The organism is Xenorhabdus beddingii (assembly GCF_002127545.1).
GTDB lineage: Bacteria > Pseudomonadota > Gammaproteobacteria > Enterobacterales > Enterobacteriaceae > Xenorhabdus > Xenorhabdus beddingii.
This window is the reverse complement of record NZ_MUBK01000037.1, coordinates 1-19326: the sequence shown is the minus strand read 5'-3', so window position 1 is coordinate 19326 and position 19326 is coordinate 1. Positions and strand designations below refer to the sequence as shown.

The following is a 19326-nucleotide window of genomic DNA, read 5'->3' as shown; positions in this document are numbered from 1 at the left end:
GAATTAAGATTAAATATGACACCAAGAAAGGTTTTAAATGGGCTAACCCCCATCGAAGCCTATACGGGGCGCACATTGCACTTATTGTGTTAATCCAGCGCTACCTCAATTTATATAACCCTAATGAATCTCAGCATCTTTGACCAGTTGCTCAGCTTGCTTGTTTGGGGAATCGGTAGCAAAGCTGGGTTCTACCTTTATCATCTATGTAATCGGCGGAAAATTTTGCTGATTGCTCTTCACCCAACACTTTTGGCACCTTCTTAAGAAAATCCTTATGTTGCAACTTTTGATACTTCTTGCAGGAGAATGTTAACCCTTCCGCTTCTGTTACAGGAAAATTTGCTTGCTTGGTTGCGACTCATTTCATGGTCAATTCCTTTTAGTGATAAACCTTGCGCTCAGGAATAGCCAGCCCAAAGGGGGTTAACCAGACCACTACTGGCATTCCTCAAGGCTTATCCTGAAAGGTTCTTTGGTGTTTTATGCGCCGAGCGAGACGCGGTGAAATGCAAAAATAAAAATGCCGCCAATCCGTGTGCGTTGGGTACGCGGCAGGAACGGAGCAGCAGCATGGGTTATTGATATTCCTTTAGCCACTCAAGGGAATGGGTAAAGAAATATTGATTTTAGTTTCAGTGGGGTACTAATTGTTCAGAATTATTCGCTTGTTATTGGTTGCGAAGGGGTTTATGTATTGTTGCAAATAGGTTAAATAGGTTGTTTTTTTAGGAGGTGGTTATGAATCCCACGCTAGTTAAAAAATTTCTTTTGTTAATCAATTGCAAAAATCAAGATGGAACGTATGCATTGCAGCAATACGTTGAACCATCAGGAATAACCAACCTGATTATCAGAGTGGATGACTACCATACATTAGCGGATATGTATGGTGATTATCTATCGTACTTATATGCCTTAGGCTTTGAACGCAAAAGTAAGAATGATTCTGACCCTAATCGGAAGAACCTTGAATTCATACTAAGGCAGGATGACCAAAACACAATACCTGTAACCATTGATTCATATGCGCGATGCATACTACCTGATATTAATAAGAATACGTATAAACGAGACGATAAAGATAAACCGGGGCTGAAAATTTTGGCGGAGTCACAGGTTCAAGGAGACTTGCGGAGACATTGGAGTGTCAATAAAGCTCTTCCAGAACAACAGTATAGAAATAATGCAGTGAAATTCTTAAGACAAGAACTAATGCTGTCTCAACCAGCTCAGACACCTCCCGTTCACAACCCAATGCAACCCAGTGGCTTTAATGAGCAACAAATGCAACAAGCAATGCTAGTGAGCCACAGTCAACACCTTCAACAACTGGCTGAACAATCTGCATCTAGAAATCAACCCGGCCCTTCTGGATTCAATTCACGGCTTCAACAATCGAATGTATCAATAGGAGATCAACCGGGTACATCTGGTCTAAATTTACCATATCAACAACCTGTACACTCTCCGACTGGAAGTGTTATGAGACGCCCACCCTCTACTTCACAGTCTCTTGCTCCAAATCCACGGAAGCGGATATTGCAGCGATGGGAAACAGAACAACAAAATCAACAAACTACATCTACTCTTCAACAGTCTCAAACTAGTACCGCTGCTGGTAGCGCATTTCATCCTTATCGCAGGACTGCGCCCACTTCGGATCTTTCCACTCGCAACCGTACGCCCCCCGTTCAAGATGAACCCCTTGACTTGTCTACTCGTGGTCATGGATCTCATGGACGCAAATAAACACTTTTACCACCCAAAACACAGCCACTGAATCTTAGGGGTTTTGACACTGTGTCCTAACATATATGTTAGGACGTGGTGGCTTATTTAACAGCTTCTACTGTCGCACCGCTTTCGTTGGTGACATATAGCTGATCCCCTTTATAGAGGAATTGATATCCACATCCGCCCAGTTCTGGAATGACCGGAAATGTAGGGCTTGGGATTGGTGAGCAGACAATTGCAATACAATCATCAACACTCACACCATCACGGGTTACACTGAGTGAATGCTCGTCTTCAACAACCTGTGTCATTTCTTCGTCGTTATACGAAGCGGGGATAAACTCCAGAACGTCAGGTGTTATTACTTGCTCAGAGGTTATGGTGCGCAGTATCACTCACTGTAATTTAAAACTGGCAGCGACCAATGAGTAATCGTCAATTGGTATGGCTTTTTCAATCCGCTTTTGTAGGCTGGAAGCAAATCTAACTGGATTACGCAAAGTGTTATCTGAAAATCTTGGTCGTTTTTCCCAAAAGTGATGCGCACCATCAGACATAATGTAGATATCTAATACACCTTCATCATCAACAAGATCAGAGAGTGATAAATGCAGCTCCTGATAAGTAAGCTGAGCCACTTCTGAAAGAGCAGACGTTAGTGTGTTTTTACCCCCCATTCCGTCTAATTCTTTCCTTGTGAACACGCCTTCATTAATAAGCTCTTGATGTTGAGTGTGGTCTGTTGATAGTTGAATAAGTTTTTTCCCTTTCATCCAACGTTTGATTTCGGCACACGCGCCTTTTGTGTCCCCTGCGTTGAGTTTCCGGCAGAACGTGGAAGAAGAAAAACATTTTCCGGGGCCAATGTTGTACGGGGCCAATGTTGTACGGGCAGAAACTGGCAATGCCTGCTATCTGAGGTTGAGCCAGCGGAACTTTGACATTACGTTTTACCCAGTCAATCGCCCGTTGAGCCTCAATCTGGTTCAGATCATCACACTGTTGTGCCGTCAGTCTCAGCCCCTGACGAACGGGAGCACCCTCTATCCGGGTAACACCACGGCAGATAGTCCAGATACCGCCCGCGTCCCGATATGCCGATAACCGCAGCACTTAATTTACCCGTCTTTTTCACGTCTGTTGAATTCCTAGTGTTTGTAATACCAGTTAACGGCAAATGTCCCTATTGTGGACAGGATACCGATAGCAATTGCCCAGTCGTTCAATGACAGAGCGCCGAGCATGGCAGTGAAGCGCCCATCCGTAGGCAGTGGGGCTTGTATATTTGTCCATACGCATAATCCACTCCACTGACGGAGTGACCATTAGGTGAGTTAATAGATTGCCGATCGCTATTTTCTTGGGACTCGTAGATTAACAAATTCGTCAAAATCTCCGTCTGAATCTGAACTCTGGGGTTGCTGGGGTTGAGGATAATACCATCTATACAATCCATAGGCAGGATCATGTCGCTGTTGTCTATCCCTTTCCTCTGGAAAATGGTGTCCATCTCTATCTGTCTTATCAATAAAATAACGGTTTATATAGGAAGTTGGACGAAATTCCATCGCCGGATACATTCTTGCTCCTCCTAACGAGCCTTTAACTGACATATTGATATAATTAGCTAATGCTTGAGCAAGCCCATTTGCCCCAGAGTAGCAAGCTATTATTCTGACACATTGAACATTGTGTCTTTCGCTTTTTAGGTTAGTTAATAACTCGTTAACTGTTCTGCAAAAATCACCCAAATTCATTCCAGGAGCATATTCACATGCTCCACAAAATAATAGTGGACGATTCACTGGAGATGTGTGCCCCACAATATTGAGCCTGGCGCCAGATTTATGTTTCGGTTCGTCTAAAAAATAATGAAATCGCTTCCCCTCATGAAAATTCAATTCTGTCGTTTTCTGCATCAACACATCATCAGTCATTGCAATAATATTGGAAATTGTGTGCCGATATTGTCCCATACCCCCTCCTGCACTTAACCCTGCTTTTAATACGCAACAGATACAATCTGTAAATGCCCCGATGCTTCAGAAATAACACCTTATAACGTTAATTTCAATTCATTCCAGTGTATTCCAGCATGCCGCTTCACCCGAAAAACAGCATGCTGTCACAGGTAAAGATTCACTACATTTTCCACAGCATTATTCCTTTAGCTGAGCTATCTGTATTTTTAATGACCGGTCATCCATTCTAATTAATATGGACAGATACTCGTTAACCTCGTAAGGCTTCCTGCCCGGTCTTCGGAGTGCACAATTGCGCCTGAGCATTTCCAGCTCCTGATTATCAAGGAGCAATTCTATGGTCCACATTGAACAATGAATGGTGTCATTATTTCTTTATGGCACTATCAAGCAGCCAGCCTGTATAACTCTTCAATCAGCGGCTGCTTATGATTCTTGTCGAAATTCCTGCCAATGCGCCCTTGCGTTGCCCATAGTCCCACCCCATAGAGATGAAAACAGTATTAGCCCTCTGCAACTCAGTGATACACCGTATCTGCTCTGGTGTCAGGTAATCGCGGATAGGCTCTTTCTTGTCGATATCATGATGAACACGTAAAACGTAAAATAGGCTGGCTGACTTCCTGTCAATGAGTTGGAAGGTGTAAATATTCAAAGTATTTCATGACAGTAGACATAATTCACTCAATTTATTACTTGCATTGTGTTTTAATGTACTCCTTCAACCCCAGTATTATTTGCTCTGAGGTGGCAATGCGTTCTCTGAGTAGCCAATAATTTCGGATAGCGGAGTCTGTAGGTCGGGCGGGGGTTGCATCATCCATGCAGGAGAGGAGCAGGTTTTTTTAGGCACTGGATACTTAGCTGCTCAGGGTGAATGTGTACATAGTTATTTTCCTCATTGCGTAGATAATAAAAAAGGCCACCCACTGGCAGCCTTGAACTTGTAACCATAACTTATAGGTTTCACTAACCGGAATTACCGGAGAATTGCAGAATATTAATCTAAACATCCCGGACTATTACGGGATTTTGAACTATGCAAATTCTTCAGTAGTTGAATAACAATAATTACCATTACTGCGGATTTTGTGGATAGAACCATCGAAATTCACTTTGCATGTCCTCTACAAGGCAAATCCTGTTATTGCCAATTTGTTGTATTTTTACAGGACCTAACGGAGCTTGGACATTAAGATGGATTCTATCTGCTAAGGTTTGTGGTTGCAATCTTATACCTGAATAGCTTATTCCCAAACGAATCGCAGATATGAAGGGAAAATCTCCTATTAATCTTACAACTCTCTCAATAAAGTCTCCTGGAGCAACATGTAAAATTGCACACATGTCAGGCATCCAAAACGGAAGCCGTGGGCTGTTATTTGCCAATAGCAGATTTACGATTGTAACAGTTTCAAGCATTCCATTAATTGAAGGATCTTTGTTACTAAAATAAACTATTCCATTGAAGTTCATGTGTGTGCCACTAGACGAATGCTCCTTGTAAGATACCACCTGCCCACGCGACCTATATGGATAACCTGCCATTTTGACCTCTCTCAGGTGTGTTATGCCATATAATTACTATGCTCCAATCACCCAAAAGAATTCCAGATGTAAAAGTGACATTTTTTGTTATTATGCTCACGGATTAAAATTAATTACTTTCCGTTTGGCTGTTCACGCTGGAACAGAATATGCAGATTTAATTTGAACTACCTGAAAATCTTAGGTAGTTGAGTAAAACCGTCGAATTCGTCTTTCATGGGTATTCTCTAACCCCGATCCGTTGTCAACTCTCAGTTGACAACGGATAGAAAGGTAGCGGGATTTATCTACGATTTTTTATGTGGGATCTCGGAAAAAAAACCTATCGTCAGTCAATATCCCTTCATGACGAAATAAATATCGCGAGCCGAGTGTCTCATGGTTAACGGGCGGTAACGTGCGAACATTAAGTGTAATATTACCTCTTGACGCGTATACTCTCACTCTTGTTAAGTCTGCCAAACGCTGTACAAATCTCTCACCTCTAGGGAGAGAATAATTACCTACAAGTCGTATACTATGAATGGGGCTGTTTTGGGCTATCAATTCCTGTATGCAGGAATTAAGCCCATCTATGTCGATAGCCCCATTAATTCCTAGCCCAATATTGCCAACTAAAAAACCCTGCTCCACCCCCTGAACTTGTTCACTCCCACCCTGCCCAAGGATATTCAGCCTGCGATGATTTCTTGCACTCTGTACTCTTGACAGATTTTGTGCATCTATCCCCGCCAATGGATTGCTTGGATTCAGGTTGTACCCTAGAGGTTGCCTATTACGATGGCTGTCACTCACAAAATAATGAAACATCCCTTGCTGGTGATAGAAAAGCCTAACCCCAACAGGAGTATTTTCAATTTCAGTACCGGAATTATCATCAATGTCAAATCGTTCCATAATTCCCCCCCTCTGCCTTTAAAATCACTCATCTTTACCGTGATACACCCAAAGGCAAGAAAAATCCAGTTTAAAAAGGTGATATTTTCCTTCGTTATCATTAACCTCGGAAAACAAAAAGCCCCGAACTGGGCGAGGTCTTGTTAATTCGATAAGTTGTATTAGTCATGACTTAATCAGACCAAGGAACGTAATGTGATCTACGCATCTTCATTCTTTCGGCTGAAATTGTCCAAACAGCCTTATCTAAATCAATTTCTGACCATTCAACTTTGCGAAGTTCTCCCGGACGAACGCCGGTTAATATCAGCATTCGCAAAGCCGTCCTGACTATCTGACTTCCCATGTATTTATCAATAGCGCGCAGAAATTCAGGTAATTCATCTACTGAAAGGTGAGCGTAGTGTTCGCGTTGATGAGGGATAAAAGCGCTCGCTAAATCTGGTGCTGGATTGTATTCTGCCCTGCCAGTAATAATTGCATATGTCCAAACTTCACCACAGCGTTGGTGGACTTTCTTTAATTTATCGGTGACGCCTCTCTTTTCCATAATAGAAAGGAGGTCTAATAATTCGAGGGGGTTTATTTCAGCAATCGGGGATGACCAATATAGAGGAAAACATCTTTTTCGAATGCATCCATCATATCTTCACGATAACCAACAGACCATCTGTCTTTTCTTCCCTCGTACCATTCACGCGCGATACTTTCAAAGGTGTTACTGATTTCTCCCTGAGCCGCCAGTTTCTTTTGTTTTTTATCTTGGTTGGGATCAATACCTTCGGCTATCAGTTTCTTAGCTTCATCACGTTTTCTTCTGGCCTCTGCCAACGCAATAAGCGGAAAAGTACCAATAGCGAGTAATTTTTCTTTTCCTGCAATGCGGTATTTCAGTCGCCAGTATTTAGAACCGGTTGTCTTTACCAACAGATACAAGCCACCGCCATCCGACAGCTTAAAATCTTTATCTTGGGGTTTTACTGTTTCAACTTGTCGGGCTGTTAGTTTCATATTTCCAGCATCCTTGCCTCTTCACAGTAATGGGGGTATTTTTTAGGGGTACAGAAAGTTACCCCTATATATACCCCTTGACTGGGGTACATTGCAATAGATGCCAGTAGACGTTGACAGAGTGTTATTTGGGATTTTTCGTTGATTTTATTGGGGAAAGTAAACTTTAGGAGCGGAGGAGAACGCAATACTGGCATGTTAACATATTAATATTTAATGAATTAATTTTATTAAAAAAGTCACATACCCCCAGTTGTACCCCCACATTATTTTACTACATCAAGTTTGGTAGATTATTCGCCAGTATGAAAATCGAAATAACGACTTGGCCAGATTTCTGAGGGATGGATGCCAAGATAATCAGCAATGATCCATTCGCCTTTAGGCCAGGGACGACTGAATGCGTTTGCTAGTGTAGATTAACTAAGTCCTGACTCACGAGAAACAGCCGCTAAAGTTGTACCGAGTTTACGTAATGCGGCAATAATATCGGCATGATGCCAATCATTTTTAACATTGTTATTCATTCCTGCTACCCCTTCCATTAACTAATATTGATGGTGGCGATTCAGACAGGGTTCGCGGACTGGGTTCACACCAGCGAGGCATAGCCTCCCCCGCCTGAATCACCATTGAAAGGGCGAATGCAGGCACACTGGTAAAACTTCTTACCAGTGTCTGTGAACACAAGGCCGCGACGCCTTGACCATTGGATTGTGCCAATGGCGGGAATACTTTAACTGATTGTATTATCGGACTTAATAACCGAACGGCTAAGTTTAACAACTATAAACACGCTCAACATACCAGATAGTGATCTGAATATGCTTAATTCTCCAATCAACCAGTTCATCTATTTTCTTACTTATATCTGGCAACATGCGATCTCTGGCGCGCGACAGTTCGGACAAAACAAAAAGTGTCTGCCTTGCCCTTGATCGATATCTGTGCGCCAGAGTGAACGCAAGTTGAGGTATTGCGGGGCATCGGTTGAGTACTCAGTACTACCGCCTGCGTTTGCAGGTCATCCCCACCGACATAAAGCCAGCCTCGATATCGTCAATCTCTCCTTTTTCAATCTATAAAAAGCAGTGTCAGATTCACTGCATGGTTAATCAGGCCAGAGCCTATCAGGGGTGTGTTGCCCTTTGACTGCGGCGTCACTTTCAGCGATAAATTCGCAAAAAGTGACGCCTTGAGTTTCCGAACAATCAGTAAAGACCGTGCAAGAGTTGAAATGCCCGCAGGCACAGCAAAACGTCGCAAGGTTAAATGCCAAACGGTAGTCGTGTTAATGGATTAGCTGTAGAAAATTGTCTGTTGAATAATTCAAACAGGGATAGGTAAAAGTATGAACGGATGCGCAAAAGCTATCCTGTTGTTCATTGAAGATAAATAGAATTTATGTCGATTTGAAATGCCAGTGTATGAATCCACGTTCAATACACTTCGGTAACAAGAGAAAGATATCCTTTTGGGTTATCTATTAGTTTAAGAGACCTTCATTGCCAGACGAGGGTTTAGGTGTCTTGACAATATCTGCTTCCAAAGGGGGGCAGATGTACCGCAATGTTTGCTCTCTCTTTCAGGCTACGAGAGTTTTGTTTCGCCACCCGAAGGCGATCCTGACAGGCGATGGATCATTAGTGTAAATGGAATATTAGCGGCTGTGGTGAGAAGGTTCAACAGATTATGTTATGGGTTGACGGTAAAACTTACGCAGTTCCGATACACTCAGTGCCCCCGTCCCTCCGGCGTTTTTCTTCTTCTGTATTCGCAAAACGGCCAGTACCGCGTGAGCAAATAGCAACAGGGTGATATACCAATAACCATCATGATATAATGTGGCTCACGACTGTAGTACTAGCTGAACCATAATAGATCACTATGTTTGTATGAAATACTGCTTTGGAGCACAACAAATGTTACATATCTGTAGAGTTGTGAGATAATCTTCTGTAATACTACAGTATCATCCGAAAATTTGATTTTAATCATATGAAAAATAATGATATTTATATCTCTGTTGATATAGAAACTTCAGGCTCTATCCCGGGAGTATTTAGCCTCCTGTCCATTGGCGCTTGTCTTGTACAGGATCCGACAAAATCTATTTATATTGAATTACAACCTGATAGCCTTCGCTACGACGCTGAAGCACTGGATGTGACTGGTTTGAGCTTGGAATATTTGGAACAGCATGGACTCTCTCCCATCAAAGCAATGGAGAAATTTTCCGAATGGCTCAACTCGGCAAAACAATCAGATATGAAAGTAATTTTCGTTGGACTTAATGCTCCTTTTGACTGGTCGTTTATCAATTATTATTTCCATAAATACCTTGGGTACAACCCGTTTGGATTTACTGCAATTGATATCAAGGCATATTATATGGGGTTAACTGGGTGTTCCTGGGCTGAAACCAAATCTTCACATATGGTCGAGAGGCTTCACCCCATAAGTCAGCCTAGCCACAATGCTCTGGATGATGCGAGGTTTCAGGCTGAATTGTTCGCGTTGATGCTTGAAAAGCAGAAAGGAAATTGATCCCCTGAAACATATCATCCTACTCATGATGAATATGGCGCTGTTTGCGCCACATGCTCATCTTGAATTAGTAGTATAAACTTAAGCGTGGAGTCTTAACTCTCCAGTTATGGACGCATTACAAATCCACTGTTCTCATGCCGATGTGATAATCCATATACACCCCATGGATAAGGATTATCGTTTGACTGTTCGTACTGGTACACGATGATATCGGCCATGTTCCTATTGTCATAACGTCGACCAAAATTCAGGACAACACTACTTTGCGCCGACATGATCAGATGCACAGTACGGATACCCTTATCGGAAAGGGTTTTAACTTTTTCTGCAAACTGCATTGAGAGACGGCGTTGCTTTGCCAGAGACCAGTGATTATTGAATGTGTTAGTTTCCAGATACAGATGCTCAATGCCCAGACAGAGAAAGCTTCTGGCAACTTGCTCAATATCCACTCTGTATGAATAAGACACAACCAGCACTATCTCGTCTGAACTTGATTCACCGATGGTCTCGTGAACAAAGCTTTCTCCATCATCTACATTGTTCGTAGAAATGTGTTTCCATTCTTCATCTTGCCGGTCCCAGTCGAATACGGTGACATCCCCTTTATCATCCAGAACGTTTCCTAGGAAGAAGGTAAATGGTACGGGGAGAAAACCACCATAAGCGACCTGTGTCAGATCCGGGTCACCTTTAGACAAAGTCTGCGTAATGTTGTCTTTTGTGGACAATATTTGCCGCTGGAAAGTAATTCCAGGTTCAATAACGACTCCATCACGTATACGTTGGGTAATATCTATCTCTTGTGGCTGAATTATTCCTTTCAGAACTGTTCGGACAATTTTCTCTAGACCTGTACCTGTTGTGGTCCTCAAGCCATTACCTGTAATAAGTATGATGCGTTTGCGAGAGTTTTGCTTGATAGTCTGAAATTCACCGATAGCTAAAAAAGCCAGCCCTGCGAGGATGAGTACACCGCCAATGATTGGCACAATGTAATCAGTAACTACATTACCTTCAGCTGTGCCAATAGTCAGAGAATTTCCACGAAACGTCCCGGTAAACGCGAGATTCCATACTCCCGGGCCAAGTGCAAGGGTCGCCCCTGTTGCCATCATAATGACGCTAGGGCGCTTTTGACGGGTCAAATAATCGATAATTTTAGAAAGCTGATGCTTCCAGTATTCACTCATGTTATATCCTGTTGTAATGTGGTTGCGTCTGAGTGCGGGTTAAAATTTTCTGCAGTCTCGCGAGTCAATAATCCAGCGGGAGATTAATTTTCATAATAGATCCCTCCGTCATCGATATTTGGATGTGCACCACCGCCCTCCCATTCACCCGAATGTAACCACTGTTCAAAGTAAAACAGCCATAGTGAAGCCCAGGGAAGGATTGTTTCACTCAGTTGGTACTGTGGTAGCCATTCGGCATATTTCTCGGGATGCCTTTCTTTTGGTAAATAAAGGCATAGCTTTGTGATTTTCGAGAACGATGAGGAAGCATACGTATGAGGGATCCTCTTACCATCAGATAATTGTTTCAACTCCGGAGAAACCACGTAGCAATTCGGAGCAGAAGGAGGAGCATACTCCAGACGAATTTTATACCCACGGCTGAATGGAACAGGCCTAAGTATGCCCTCCCAGACAAGTTTCTTGTTTTTGCTTGTGATCCAGCACCGACCTTCAGGAAAACGGGCACGAAGCCCGTGATATTGCTCTGCCAGAGTAAGACGTCGATGAGGCTTGAATATATTCATCCGAATTCAGTCCCCAAAGAAAGTGTTCTTTTGTACGACAACCGGCGATGCAGCATCTCCACCATAAAAAGTATTAGCCGGTACAGGCTGGGCTGCGGCAGTTGCACTTACTGCTACTGCTGACAGTGCTCCGGTAAATGGTAATACATTCAAGCCATTTTGGTTCCGGGCTGTGCTGATCACTTCAACCATTGCCTCACGTACGGCTTTAACTGGCCTTTCACCAAAATATTTACTCAGGTTATCGAGCAATGCATCTTCGCCTTCGGAAGCCGCGATCTCATTGATGCTTTCTACAGCAACTTCATGCCACAAGACAAAGTTACTTTTGAGTTTCTCGCCCTCACCGCCTTCCACGATATTCCATTTTTCTGCAAAATTCTCTGCGGGCATGCTTGGGTTAGAAACGTAATACTGTCCGTTAATGATATTGATAAATCTAGGCATCAGGTCAAGCACATCAAGGATAACGTCAAAGTCAGTATCGTAAACCCCTCCCTGATCGCAAATGTGATTATACGCATGGGCAGAAAGCGTAGTAATGATCGCCGAAATAGGCTTTAACTTAATGAATTCTTTATTCTTATCAGCAGCCCAGACGTCGCGATGGCGTTTGAAGATCTGTACAATGCGGTTCAGAAGCTTCTTATGCTTATGATTGGGTAACGGCCTGACTGATGCAGATTTGGCCAAGCTTTCGCTGCCGGCCTCAAGAATTAAAAACGTGGGAAGTTTTTCAGTAATATCGTCAAACCATGTTGCATAACCTGCCGGATTGGATTCTTTCCAGTCCATGAGTCGAGAGTCAGGCACAAGGAGAGGATGATTTTCTTCAGATGGATTATTGTTCCAGTCAATCCCAGGAGTTATATCCAAATGATAATCACCCGCGTACATGATGCGATAGCCTCTGGGAAGCGGGTGGAGCATTTTACGGTAAGTTTCATGGCTGCTGAGGCGCTCATGAACGGCTTCAAGTATTTGCGCCCAACCGGTAACTTTACTGGCATTTGGCAAATAGCAAAGCAGGTCCACGTCATACTGTTCACTGCCCTTGGGCTTGACAGTAGTGTTAAGTCTGACGCTGCCTTGTGAATAAATTATAGCCCCTTCAAGAATAGGATTATCACCTTCAGAAAGGTACTTTCCTACTGCATGGTAGGCTCTTTTAATATACTTATGTTGTGTTTCTGTCAGATCCAAAGAATCCACGATGCAATCCAGAAAATCACCAACATATTGCTTTTTTTCTTTACTAACTCGTAAAACCGAACCAGAATTGCGCATGGGGGCTTTTACCTTGAATTCAATATAGTGTGTTTAAACTAATCAACTACGCGTACATGTTGTGTTTTACATCTGTATGACGATTATCATAGTAAGGAAAAAAAACAGATCAAGACTTGAAATTTAACTTACTCAGAGCTGTGGATTTTGCATAAAGCGTTGGACCACATCTGGTAAGGCCTGAGCGTATTGTCAACGAAAAATAATTATTTTCTCGAGGCGGCAAATTTCGATCTTTGAATATCAACTTGAGCCTTATTTGGTAATAAAATTGATACAACTAGCTCGCTTTTTTCCAGAATCAGGCTAAAGGTAATTTCCAATAATTTCGATGTAGTAGTTCAACCCCATGCTGACGCGCTACGCCCGTCTTCTCCGAGTTACCGGGCTAATACATTAACTCAATAACTCGGAGAGCTGAAAAAACACCTACCAGAGAAAACATTTTTACCTACCCCCTCCCTATTAAAGAATTATGGCTAAAACTGTTCACCCTGTTCATCTTTGAGTATTTTTATTTAAATTCATGTTGTTAAAGGGTGATGAGTTGAAACTAAACTCATCACCACTCTTCACCCAACCGTTCACCGCCAACCAGAGAAAAGGTGAACAGTGATGAATAGTTGTGAACAGTTTTAAAATAACTATTCAACCTATAATACATTGATATATTTGGTTTAAATTATAGAGTGAACAGTGGTGAACACTTTTTTATATTTTTTTGAAAAATGCCTGAAATCAGAAAAAAATTATTCTTCTGGCTGGCTATTCCTTGTCAGTTTTGGCATCCATTCGATAGCGGTATCAAGATTCAGGCTCAGATTGCTACGAATGCCCTGTTTGCTTTTCTTGCGTAAGTATTGCTGGCTGTATTCTGCCAGTGCGCCCGACATATCCATGCCGAAGCGAGTCACGGAAACAGGTTTGTTCAGGTTATTACCTTTCATATAAGCAAGGTAGGCGTGATAGAGGTACTTACGGGGATTGAACGGCATAATTTCCGCATTGCCGATTAACAAACCGTCTGCTTCATGAGAAGTAATAAGATAACCACAAAAATCGACCAGTGGATCTGTACCGCGTTTGATATCCAGCGCCTCCGCAGATTTCTGTTGCTCTGCCAGTAAACGCCTTGCAGTTTGCGGGTCAACGAATTTGTGAAGCAAATGTCGGATAATCACGGGCAACTCTGCCGCAATTTTATCCCGCAGAAGTGGATCGCGTTCATTTTCCGGTACAACTTCGGAAAAGTTAAAAATCACCCGACGTCGAGATACACCACCACTACGATCACTGAAACTCATGGCATTATTATTTACTGCCAGAACCACCGCAGGGATACGGGTTGAATAAGGTTGTTTATGCTTCGGATCAATAGCAACTCCATCACCGCCAGTAATCGCCTTGATGCCGGAACCATCGCCCACATAGCGGGTTTGGTCTGGCAAAATAATCAGCGAATAACCGACAATCAACGCCCGTTCCCGTGGGTTTTCCAGTGCGGCCATGCTTGCAGAAACAGTATTACCCTTCCCTGCCAGCATGGAACAGATTTCGGCAAAGATGCTTTTGCCACTGCCTCCTGCTCCGGTGACTTCCAGAAAAAGTTGCCAATCATAACGGTTCGCCAGCACCATAAACAGCGCCGCTAGTACTCTATATGCTTTGCTTTCACAGTTGGCAGTTGCTTGATTGAGCCAGCGCCAAAATTGTGGTGCGTGATCTTGCAGAGTTTCCCTCGAAACAGGGGTATTGAATTCAACGTCATTGGCAAGAAGCAGCCAATCATTTTTACGGTGAGGCCGGAACTGACAAGCTTTCAGGTCAAATACGCCATTACTAAACCCGATTAAGTGACGTTCTGGAGGCTGCATCATGGGAAGCTGTAATTTCAGGGCATCTACGGCTGAACTAATACCATGCGGTGAATACGGTAATTTTTCTTCCATAAAGGCGGCGACCATTTCCCGTCTTAAATCACGGTCACTGACCGGACGCCAGATAATACTGTCATAGTGATGAACGGTTTCCGAAGCACCATCCAGTGCCAGATCACCGTTATAACGTGACAGCAATACTTCCCCGCGTTGGCTGGCTCCCATCTGGCATAATGTCAGTTTTGAAGTCTCGGCATCATTATTAAGCTGAATGGCTGCTTTTTTCTTGGTTGATGTCGGTTGATAAAGCCCTTGAGTAAAGGCTTGTTTTGCTATTTCCACACCGTGTTGCTGGCGATAATCATCCCAATCGGTTTTACACTCTGTAGGTGGAAAAGTTACCCAGCCGTTGATCACTATGGCAGTTTTCTCCGCTGCAACCTTGCCGATATTATTTTTCAGCCTGCCGTTTTTGTCTCGCTCTTCCGGCTCGTGCCAGTCGTTATCGGCGGCAATTATGATTCTGGAGTTTGGATACTGCTCTCTAACCTGCTCGGCAACAATCAATAGGTTACTTTCATCAATCGCTGCCAATACCACACCTTCACATAATAGGCTGACAGTTAAAGCTGTAGCGTAACCCTCGGTAATGATGATTGTGTCCGGCGTTCCGGTAATCTCAGATACAGGGATAAAACTGCCTTTTTTCTGTGTACCTGCAACAAGGCGTTTTTCGCCGTTCGGCTTGATAGTCTGTGCGCCCGTGATTGTGCCATCCAGCATTTGAGTGACCAGCAACAAAGAACCATCTTTTAATAACCGCTGATTGGGGCATTGCAGTCCCTTTTTCACCAGATATTGAGATTCACCCATAACAGCAATGGCAACCAGTGCCGCGATACGTGCAGCAATTGGCTTCGCGTTCCTAGTCAGCGTTTTGGCTGGTTTGGGTTCTGGCAAAGGCAATGCCAGCACATCTGCAACAATTTTTGCAGCCTCAAAAATCGGTATTCCTTCGGTCTTTGCCACTAAATCCAGCCCATCACCATAGTTCGGAACGTCACATTGGCGACAATGCCAATTGCCATAATGGTGATCATCAATAAAGTGGAAACGGTCAGTGCCACCACAGACAGGGCAAACACCATGTTTACCCTTTGCCGGAATATCAATACCACACGCAGGTAACAGACTTTCCCAGTGATACATGGCGAATTTTTTCACGATTTGGATAAATTCGAGTGGTTTTTGTTCGTCTGTTTTATCTGAAGATGTAAATTTAGGGTGAGTTTGGGTATGCTGTATATCAGCCATCATCGTTACCTCATTTAACGGTTTGGTTAAACGCCTCAGATGTGTGACAGCACACTGGGGCGTTGCTTTTTATGTTACTTTTCTTAAAAAGATCGCTATATCTTTATGCCCTTTTGCCAAATTTTCCAATCAGCACATTTTCGCCTCGTTCCAGCATCTCCATATAATCCGCATACCATTGCAGCATTTCCCGGCGACCATCCAGATATTGAGCGTGGTTGTACGTGCCTCGGATGCTGTTTTTATCGACATGCGCAAGCTGTTTTTCAACCCATGCAGTGTTGAAGCCTTGATCGTGCAGGATGGTACTCATGGTATGGCGGAACCCGTGGCCTGTGGCTCGTCCTGAATATCCCATACGGCGGATCATGGTATTGATTGCCATATCAGATATATGCTTTCTGTAGTCTGTCCGGCTTGGGAAAACATACTGATAACTGCCGCTGATAGGTTGAATCTGCTTCAATAAATCGATAACTTGCTCTGATAATGGCACTACATGAGTACGGCGCATCTTCATTCTTTCGGCTGAAATTGTCCAAACAGCCTTATCTAAATCAATTTCTGACCATTCAGCTTTGCGAAGTTCTCCCGGACGAACGCCCGTTAATATCAGCATTCGCAAATGCCGTCCTGACTATCTGGCTTCCCATGTATTTATCAATAGCGCGCAGAAATTCAGGTAATTCATCTACTGAAAGGTGAGCGTAGTGTTCGCGTTGATGAGGGATAAAAGCGCTCGCTAAATCTGGTGCTGGATTGTATTCTGCCCTGCCAGTAATAATTGCATATGTCCAAACTTCACCACAGCGTTGGTGGACTTTCTTTAATTTATCGGTGACGCCTCTCTTTTCCATAATAGAAAGGAGGTTTAATAATTCGAGGAGTTTTATTTCAGCAATCGGGGATGACCAATATAAGGGAAAACATCATTCTCAAAGGCACTCATCATGTCAGCGCGATACCCTGCTGACCATTTATCCTTACGCTTTTCGTACCACTCAAGAGTAATTTTTTCAAAAGTATTTTCAGACATAATGATGCTTTCTCGCTTCTTCTGTTTTCTATATTCAGAAGGATTAACGCCATCAGCAATCATAGAGCGACATTCCACTGTCCGTTTCCTTGCCTCCGCTAAAGGTACTTCAGGATAAGTGCCTAAAGATAATATCTTCTGCTTACCTTCAAAACGATAACGGAATCGCCAACCTTTAGATCCATTCGGTTCTATTAATAACCAAAGCCCATTTCCATCAGATAGCGTATAAGACTTTGCTTCTGGCTTGGCTCTCTTAATTGCCACGTCTGTTAGCTTCATCATTTCACCCATGTGTATAGGAAGATGTGTATAGGAAAAACTATACACAAGACTATGCACAATTTCATGTCGCTTTCAGGAGATGTTAGGAGAAGCTAGGAGACTTGGTTTTATTGTTATTTGTTGATTTTGTTTGAAAAAAGAGGAGGAGGGAGCCATACATAATGCATAATTATTTGATAATAAAGAAATAAATAAATTATACTTTTAAATCTATACAAGTTTCTATACAACTTAACTTTTGCTAATGAACCCATCCGGCCTTATTGTGCTATTGATATATTTTTAATCAGTGAGCTGATCCCATAATCAATAAACACCAAACATTCTGAGCTAATGACTGACGACGAATTTCGTCGGAACCTATTAAGTGCCAGCCACCCAATAACTTCAAGTTGGAAGATGAGGGACTGCCCCTCTTTAAGAGGGTCAGTTAACAAGAAATTAAGAGGCTACCCTCTTTAAGAGGTTTGGTTAGTAAATACACAAAACCTCATTCTCTGGACAGAGCGCGGCGCGGCCACCCAATAGTGCAGCAGGATAGTTATTGCGTGATAGAACTGGCAGCCAACTGATAGCCCTGCCAGTAAGAAGCTTTCCCCGTTACCGTTCTTTACCGTTCTGCAAGGGGGTGCTGTCCAAACAATGCCTTTGGAGGCTTTGTTTACGCTTTACGCTTTACGCTGCTTCGCAATCTGCTCAGTCTGATACTGGTCTTCGGTATAAACACCCGCTGAGATAATGGCACCGCCAATCTCGCGCGAACCATAGAGAATAGGAACCGGATTGCCCTGAACGGTCGTATTGACCGGACTCCCGAATGCATAAGACGGTTTATTCTCCGGTGATTCACGCATCCCTAAACCCGGTGGTTGGGGTGCGAGCATTTGAGAAACGCCGCCCAGCATCATCCCGATACCGGACATCACCATGGGTGCCCCCCATGGCGTCGCCCACATAAGCGCCCCAGCAACCACCATTACCGCACCTAAGATTGTCTGAAAGATCCCGGCTTTTTTGCTGCCGATGATCACCGGCATAATATGGATATCACGAGTCCCCTTGGTCATGTCCAGCTCGTCCTTGTTGTAGCTTCTGCCACCCACAATGACTGAAAAGGTGAAGCCCTGTTTATGCGCATTGAGCATAAACGCCTCGAAGCCCGTAATGAGTTTGCTCATGGCTCGAATGGCGTGTAAGGCATCTCTGGCGGCATATTCAAATGTCGCGCCGAATTTGGCAGCAAGGACGCCGTGCAGGTGGATTGTGCGAAGTGGGGGATCTGTATAAGCCATATTATTATCTCTCAAATATTGTTAAAAGATGGTTGGAATTTCAACCATGATAAAAATCAGTAAGTTAAATCACTGCGAACGTCATACGGACAGAGTTACATTAAGTAACCTTGTACCGGACGGCTTAAACTCAAGCTCACCTGCGTTGTGATGACCACAATAGAGGTTTAGAAAATTTATTCGAAAATCACACGCTAACGAAAAAATCGCAAAATAACTGTACCATCTGTACCACCACACACGGGAGTAATGACCCGTGGCAACTATAGGGATTTCCTCTATAGTTGGTTAACTACTTGATTTATTTAATCTCTGTTACTGTGCGGGAAATAAGTAAAATCAATCCGTTAGCTAAATCCCATCAAAGCTATCCAGTCGCTGCTGCTGCTCCTCACTGAGACTAAACGCAAACTCGTCATGCTCTGCCTGCCATGTGCCAAAACTCATCAAAAATGCAATAGCAGGATCGATTTTATTCGCGGATTTCTTCTTGTTCGGTTTGATATTGGCGTTGGCGTCGGTTTCCATCACCACATTGGACATTGCCCATGCGAGCACCGGATCGCTGTTGTGACGAATCACCTTGCGATTTACGAACACCTCAGCAGACTTAGCCACCGGGCTAAAGCGCATGTAGGTTTGCGGGAACGGCTCAACATCCAGCCCTGCGCCCTGTAATTGGGTGCGTAAGTGGGTGGCGTTCCATGTGTCAAAACCTACCAGTTTGATATCAAAGTGCTGGCTGTCT

16 protein-coding genes and 5 pseudogenes are annotated in these 19326 nt (G+C 43.4%); 2 read left to right on the top strand and 19 right to left on the bottom strand.

What is annotated here, in order from left to right; all coding sequences use genetic code 11:
• Nucleotides 1-741 precede the first annotated feature (741 nt).
• Complete coding sequence (locus Xbed_RS16870; protein WP_086114016.1) at nucleotides 742-1752, top strand: hypothetical protein; 1011 nt, start codon at nucleotides 742-744, stop codon at nucleotides 1750-1752.
• Nucleotides 1753-1835: 83 nt separating this feature from the next.
• Here the strand turns inward: Xbed_RS16870 and Xbed_RS16865 are convergent, their stop codons facing one another.
• The 11 genes and pseudogenes from Xbed_RS16865 to Xbed_RS19525 all read right to left on the bottom strand — a co-directional run bounded on the left by Xbed_RS16865 (nucleotide 1836) and on the right by Xbed_RS19525 (nucleotide 7702).
• Nucleotides 1836-2048, bottom strand: coding sequence for a hypothetical protein (locus Xbed_RS16865; RefSeq protein WP_244182526.1), 213 nt, complete (start codon nucleotides 2046-2048; stop codon nucleotides 1836-1838).
• Nucleotides 2049-2132: 84 nt separating this feature from the next.
• Nucleotides 2133-2510 (bottom strand): hypothetical protein, encoded by a 378-nt coding sequence (locus Xbed_RS20315; RefSeq protein ID WP_244182529.1) that lies wholly within the window; start codon nucleotides 2508-2510, stop codon nucleotides 2133-2135.
• A pseudogene (locus tag Xbed_RS20310) lies at nucleotides 2505-2841 on the bottom strand (glycoside hydrolase family protein); the annotation flags it as partial. The gene Xbed_RS20315 and the pseudogene Xbed_RS20310, both read right to left, overlap by 6 nt.
• Before the next feature lie 44 nt (nucleotides 2842-2885).
• On the bottom strand, nucleotides 2886-2981 hold the full coding sequence (locus Xbed_RS20755) for an HP1 family phage holin (protein WP_086114015.1): 96 nt from the start codon (nucleotides 2979-2981) through the stop codon (nucleotides 2886-2888).
• A gap of 108 nt (nucleotides 2982-3089) precedes the next feature.
• The gene (locus tag Xbed_RS16850; protein WP_086114014.1) at nucleotides 3090-3713 is read right to left on the bottom strand and encodes a hypothetical protein; all 624 of its coding nucleotides are present in this window, start codon (nucleotides 3711-3713) and stop codon (nucleotides 3090-3092) included.
• A 392-nt stretch (nucleotides 3714-4105) separates the two neighbouring features.
• Nucleotides 4106-4314, bottom strand: a pseudogene (locus Xbed_RS16840) (Rha family transcriptional regulator); the annotation flags it as partial.
• A 97-nt stretch (nucleotides 4315-4411) separates the two neighbouring features.
• A complete protein-coding gene (locus Xbed_RS20750) occupies nucleotides 4412-4504 on the bottom strand; it encodes a lysis system spanin subunit (RefSeq protein WP_422641372.1) in 93 nt (30 codons plus the stop codon).
• 292 nt (nucleotides 4505-4796) lie between these two features.
• Nucleotides 4797-5195, bottom strand: a complete 399-nt coding sequence (locus tag Xbed_RS16830) for a hypothetical protein (protein WP_086114013.1) — start codon at nucleotides 5193-5195, stop codon at nucleotides 4797-4799.
• A 369-nt stretch (nucleotides 5196-5564) separates the two neighbouring features.
• Nucleotides 5565-6164 (bottom strand): hypothetical protein, encoded by a 600-nt coding sequence (locus Xbed_RS16825; protein ID WP_086114012.1) that lies wholly within the window; start codon nucleotides 6162-6164, stop codon nucleotides 5565-5567.
• Between the two features lie 175 nt (nucleotides 6165-6339).
• A pseudogene (locus tag Xbed_RS16820) lies at nucleotides 6340-7175 on the bottom strand (tyrosine-type recombinase/integrase); the annotation flags it as partial.
• A 293-nt stretch (nucleotides 7176-7468) separates the two neighbouring features.
• Nucleotides 7469-7702: pseudogene (locus Xbed_RS19525) on the bottom strand (helix-turn-helix domain-containing protein).
• A gap of 1471 nt (nucleotides 7703-9173) precedes the next feature.
• On the opposite strand from Xbed_RS19525, the gene Xbed_RS16805 reads away from it, so the two are divergent.
• Nucleotides 9174-9722: a 3'-5' exonuclease gene (locus Xbed_RS16805; RefSeq protein ID WP_086114010.1), complete on the top strand. Its 549-nt coding sequence runs from the start codon at nucleotides 9174-9176 to the stop codon at nucleotides 9720-9722.
• A gap of 107 nt (nucleotides 9723-9829) precedes the next feature.
• Here Xbed_RS16805 and Xbed_RS16800 read toward each other — a convergent pair whose 3' ends face one another.
• From Xbed_RS16800 to Xbed_RS16770, 8 genes and pseudogenes are all read right to left on the bottom strand, one after another.
• Nucleotides 9830-10918 carry an SAVED domain-containing protein gene (locus tag Xbed_RS16800; protein WP_086114009.1) on the bottom strand — a complete coding sequence of 363 codons (1089 nt, stop codon included), beginning with the start codon at nucleotides 10916-10918 and terminating at the stop codon, nucleotides 9830-9832.
• Between the two features lie 83 nt (nucleotides 10919-11001).
• Nucleotides 11002-11487, bottom strand: coding sequence for a type II CBASS E2 protein (locus Xbed_RS16795; RefSeq protein ID WP_086114008.1), 486 nt, complete (start codon nucleotides 11485-11487; stop codon nucleotides 11002-11004).
• A 6-nt stretch (nucleotides 11488-11493) separates the two neighbouring features.
• On the bottom strand, nucleotides 11494-12774 hold the full coding sequence (locus Xbed_RS16790) for a nucleotidyltransferase domain-containing protein (protein WP_086114007.1): 1281 nt from the start codon (nucleotides 12772-12774) through the stop codon (nucleotides 11494-11496).
• Between the two features lie 749 nt (nucleotides 12775-13523).
• Entirely contained in the window at nucleotides 13524-15965 is a 2442-nt protein-coding gene (locus tag Xbed_RS16785) for a DUF5906 domain-containing protein (RefSeq protein ID WP_244182527.1), read from the bottom strand.
• Nucleotides 15966-16068: 103 nt separating this feature from the next.
• Nucleotides 16069-16584, bottom strand: a complete 516-nt coding sequence (locus Xbed_RS20745; protein ID WP_422641371.1) for a tyrosine-type recombinase/integrase — start codon at nucleotides 16582-16584, stop codon at nucleotides 16069-16071.
• Nucleotides 16538-17283 (bottom strand): annotated as a pseudogene (locus Xbed_RS20740) (tyrosine-type recombinase/integrase). The gene Xbed_RS20745 and the pseudogene Xbed_RS20740 overlap by 47 nt, the downstream one beginning before the upstream one ends.
• A 671-nt stretch (nucleotides 17284-17954) precedes the next feature.
• A complete protein-coding gene (locus Xbed_RS16775) occupies nucleotides 17955-18578 on the bottom strand; it encodes a tail assembly protein (protein ID WP_086114006.1) in 624 nt (207 codons plus the stop codon).
• Between the two features lie 351 nt (nucleotides 18579-18929).
• The coding region (locus tag Xbed_RS16770) for a terminase TerL endonuclease subunit (protein WP_244182525.1) at nucleotides 18930-19326 on the bottom strand (397 nt) is incomplete at its 5' end.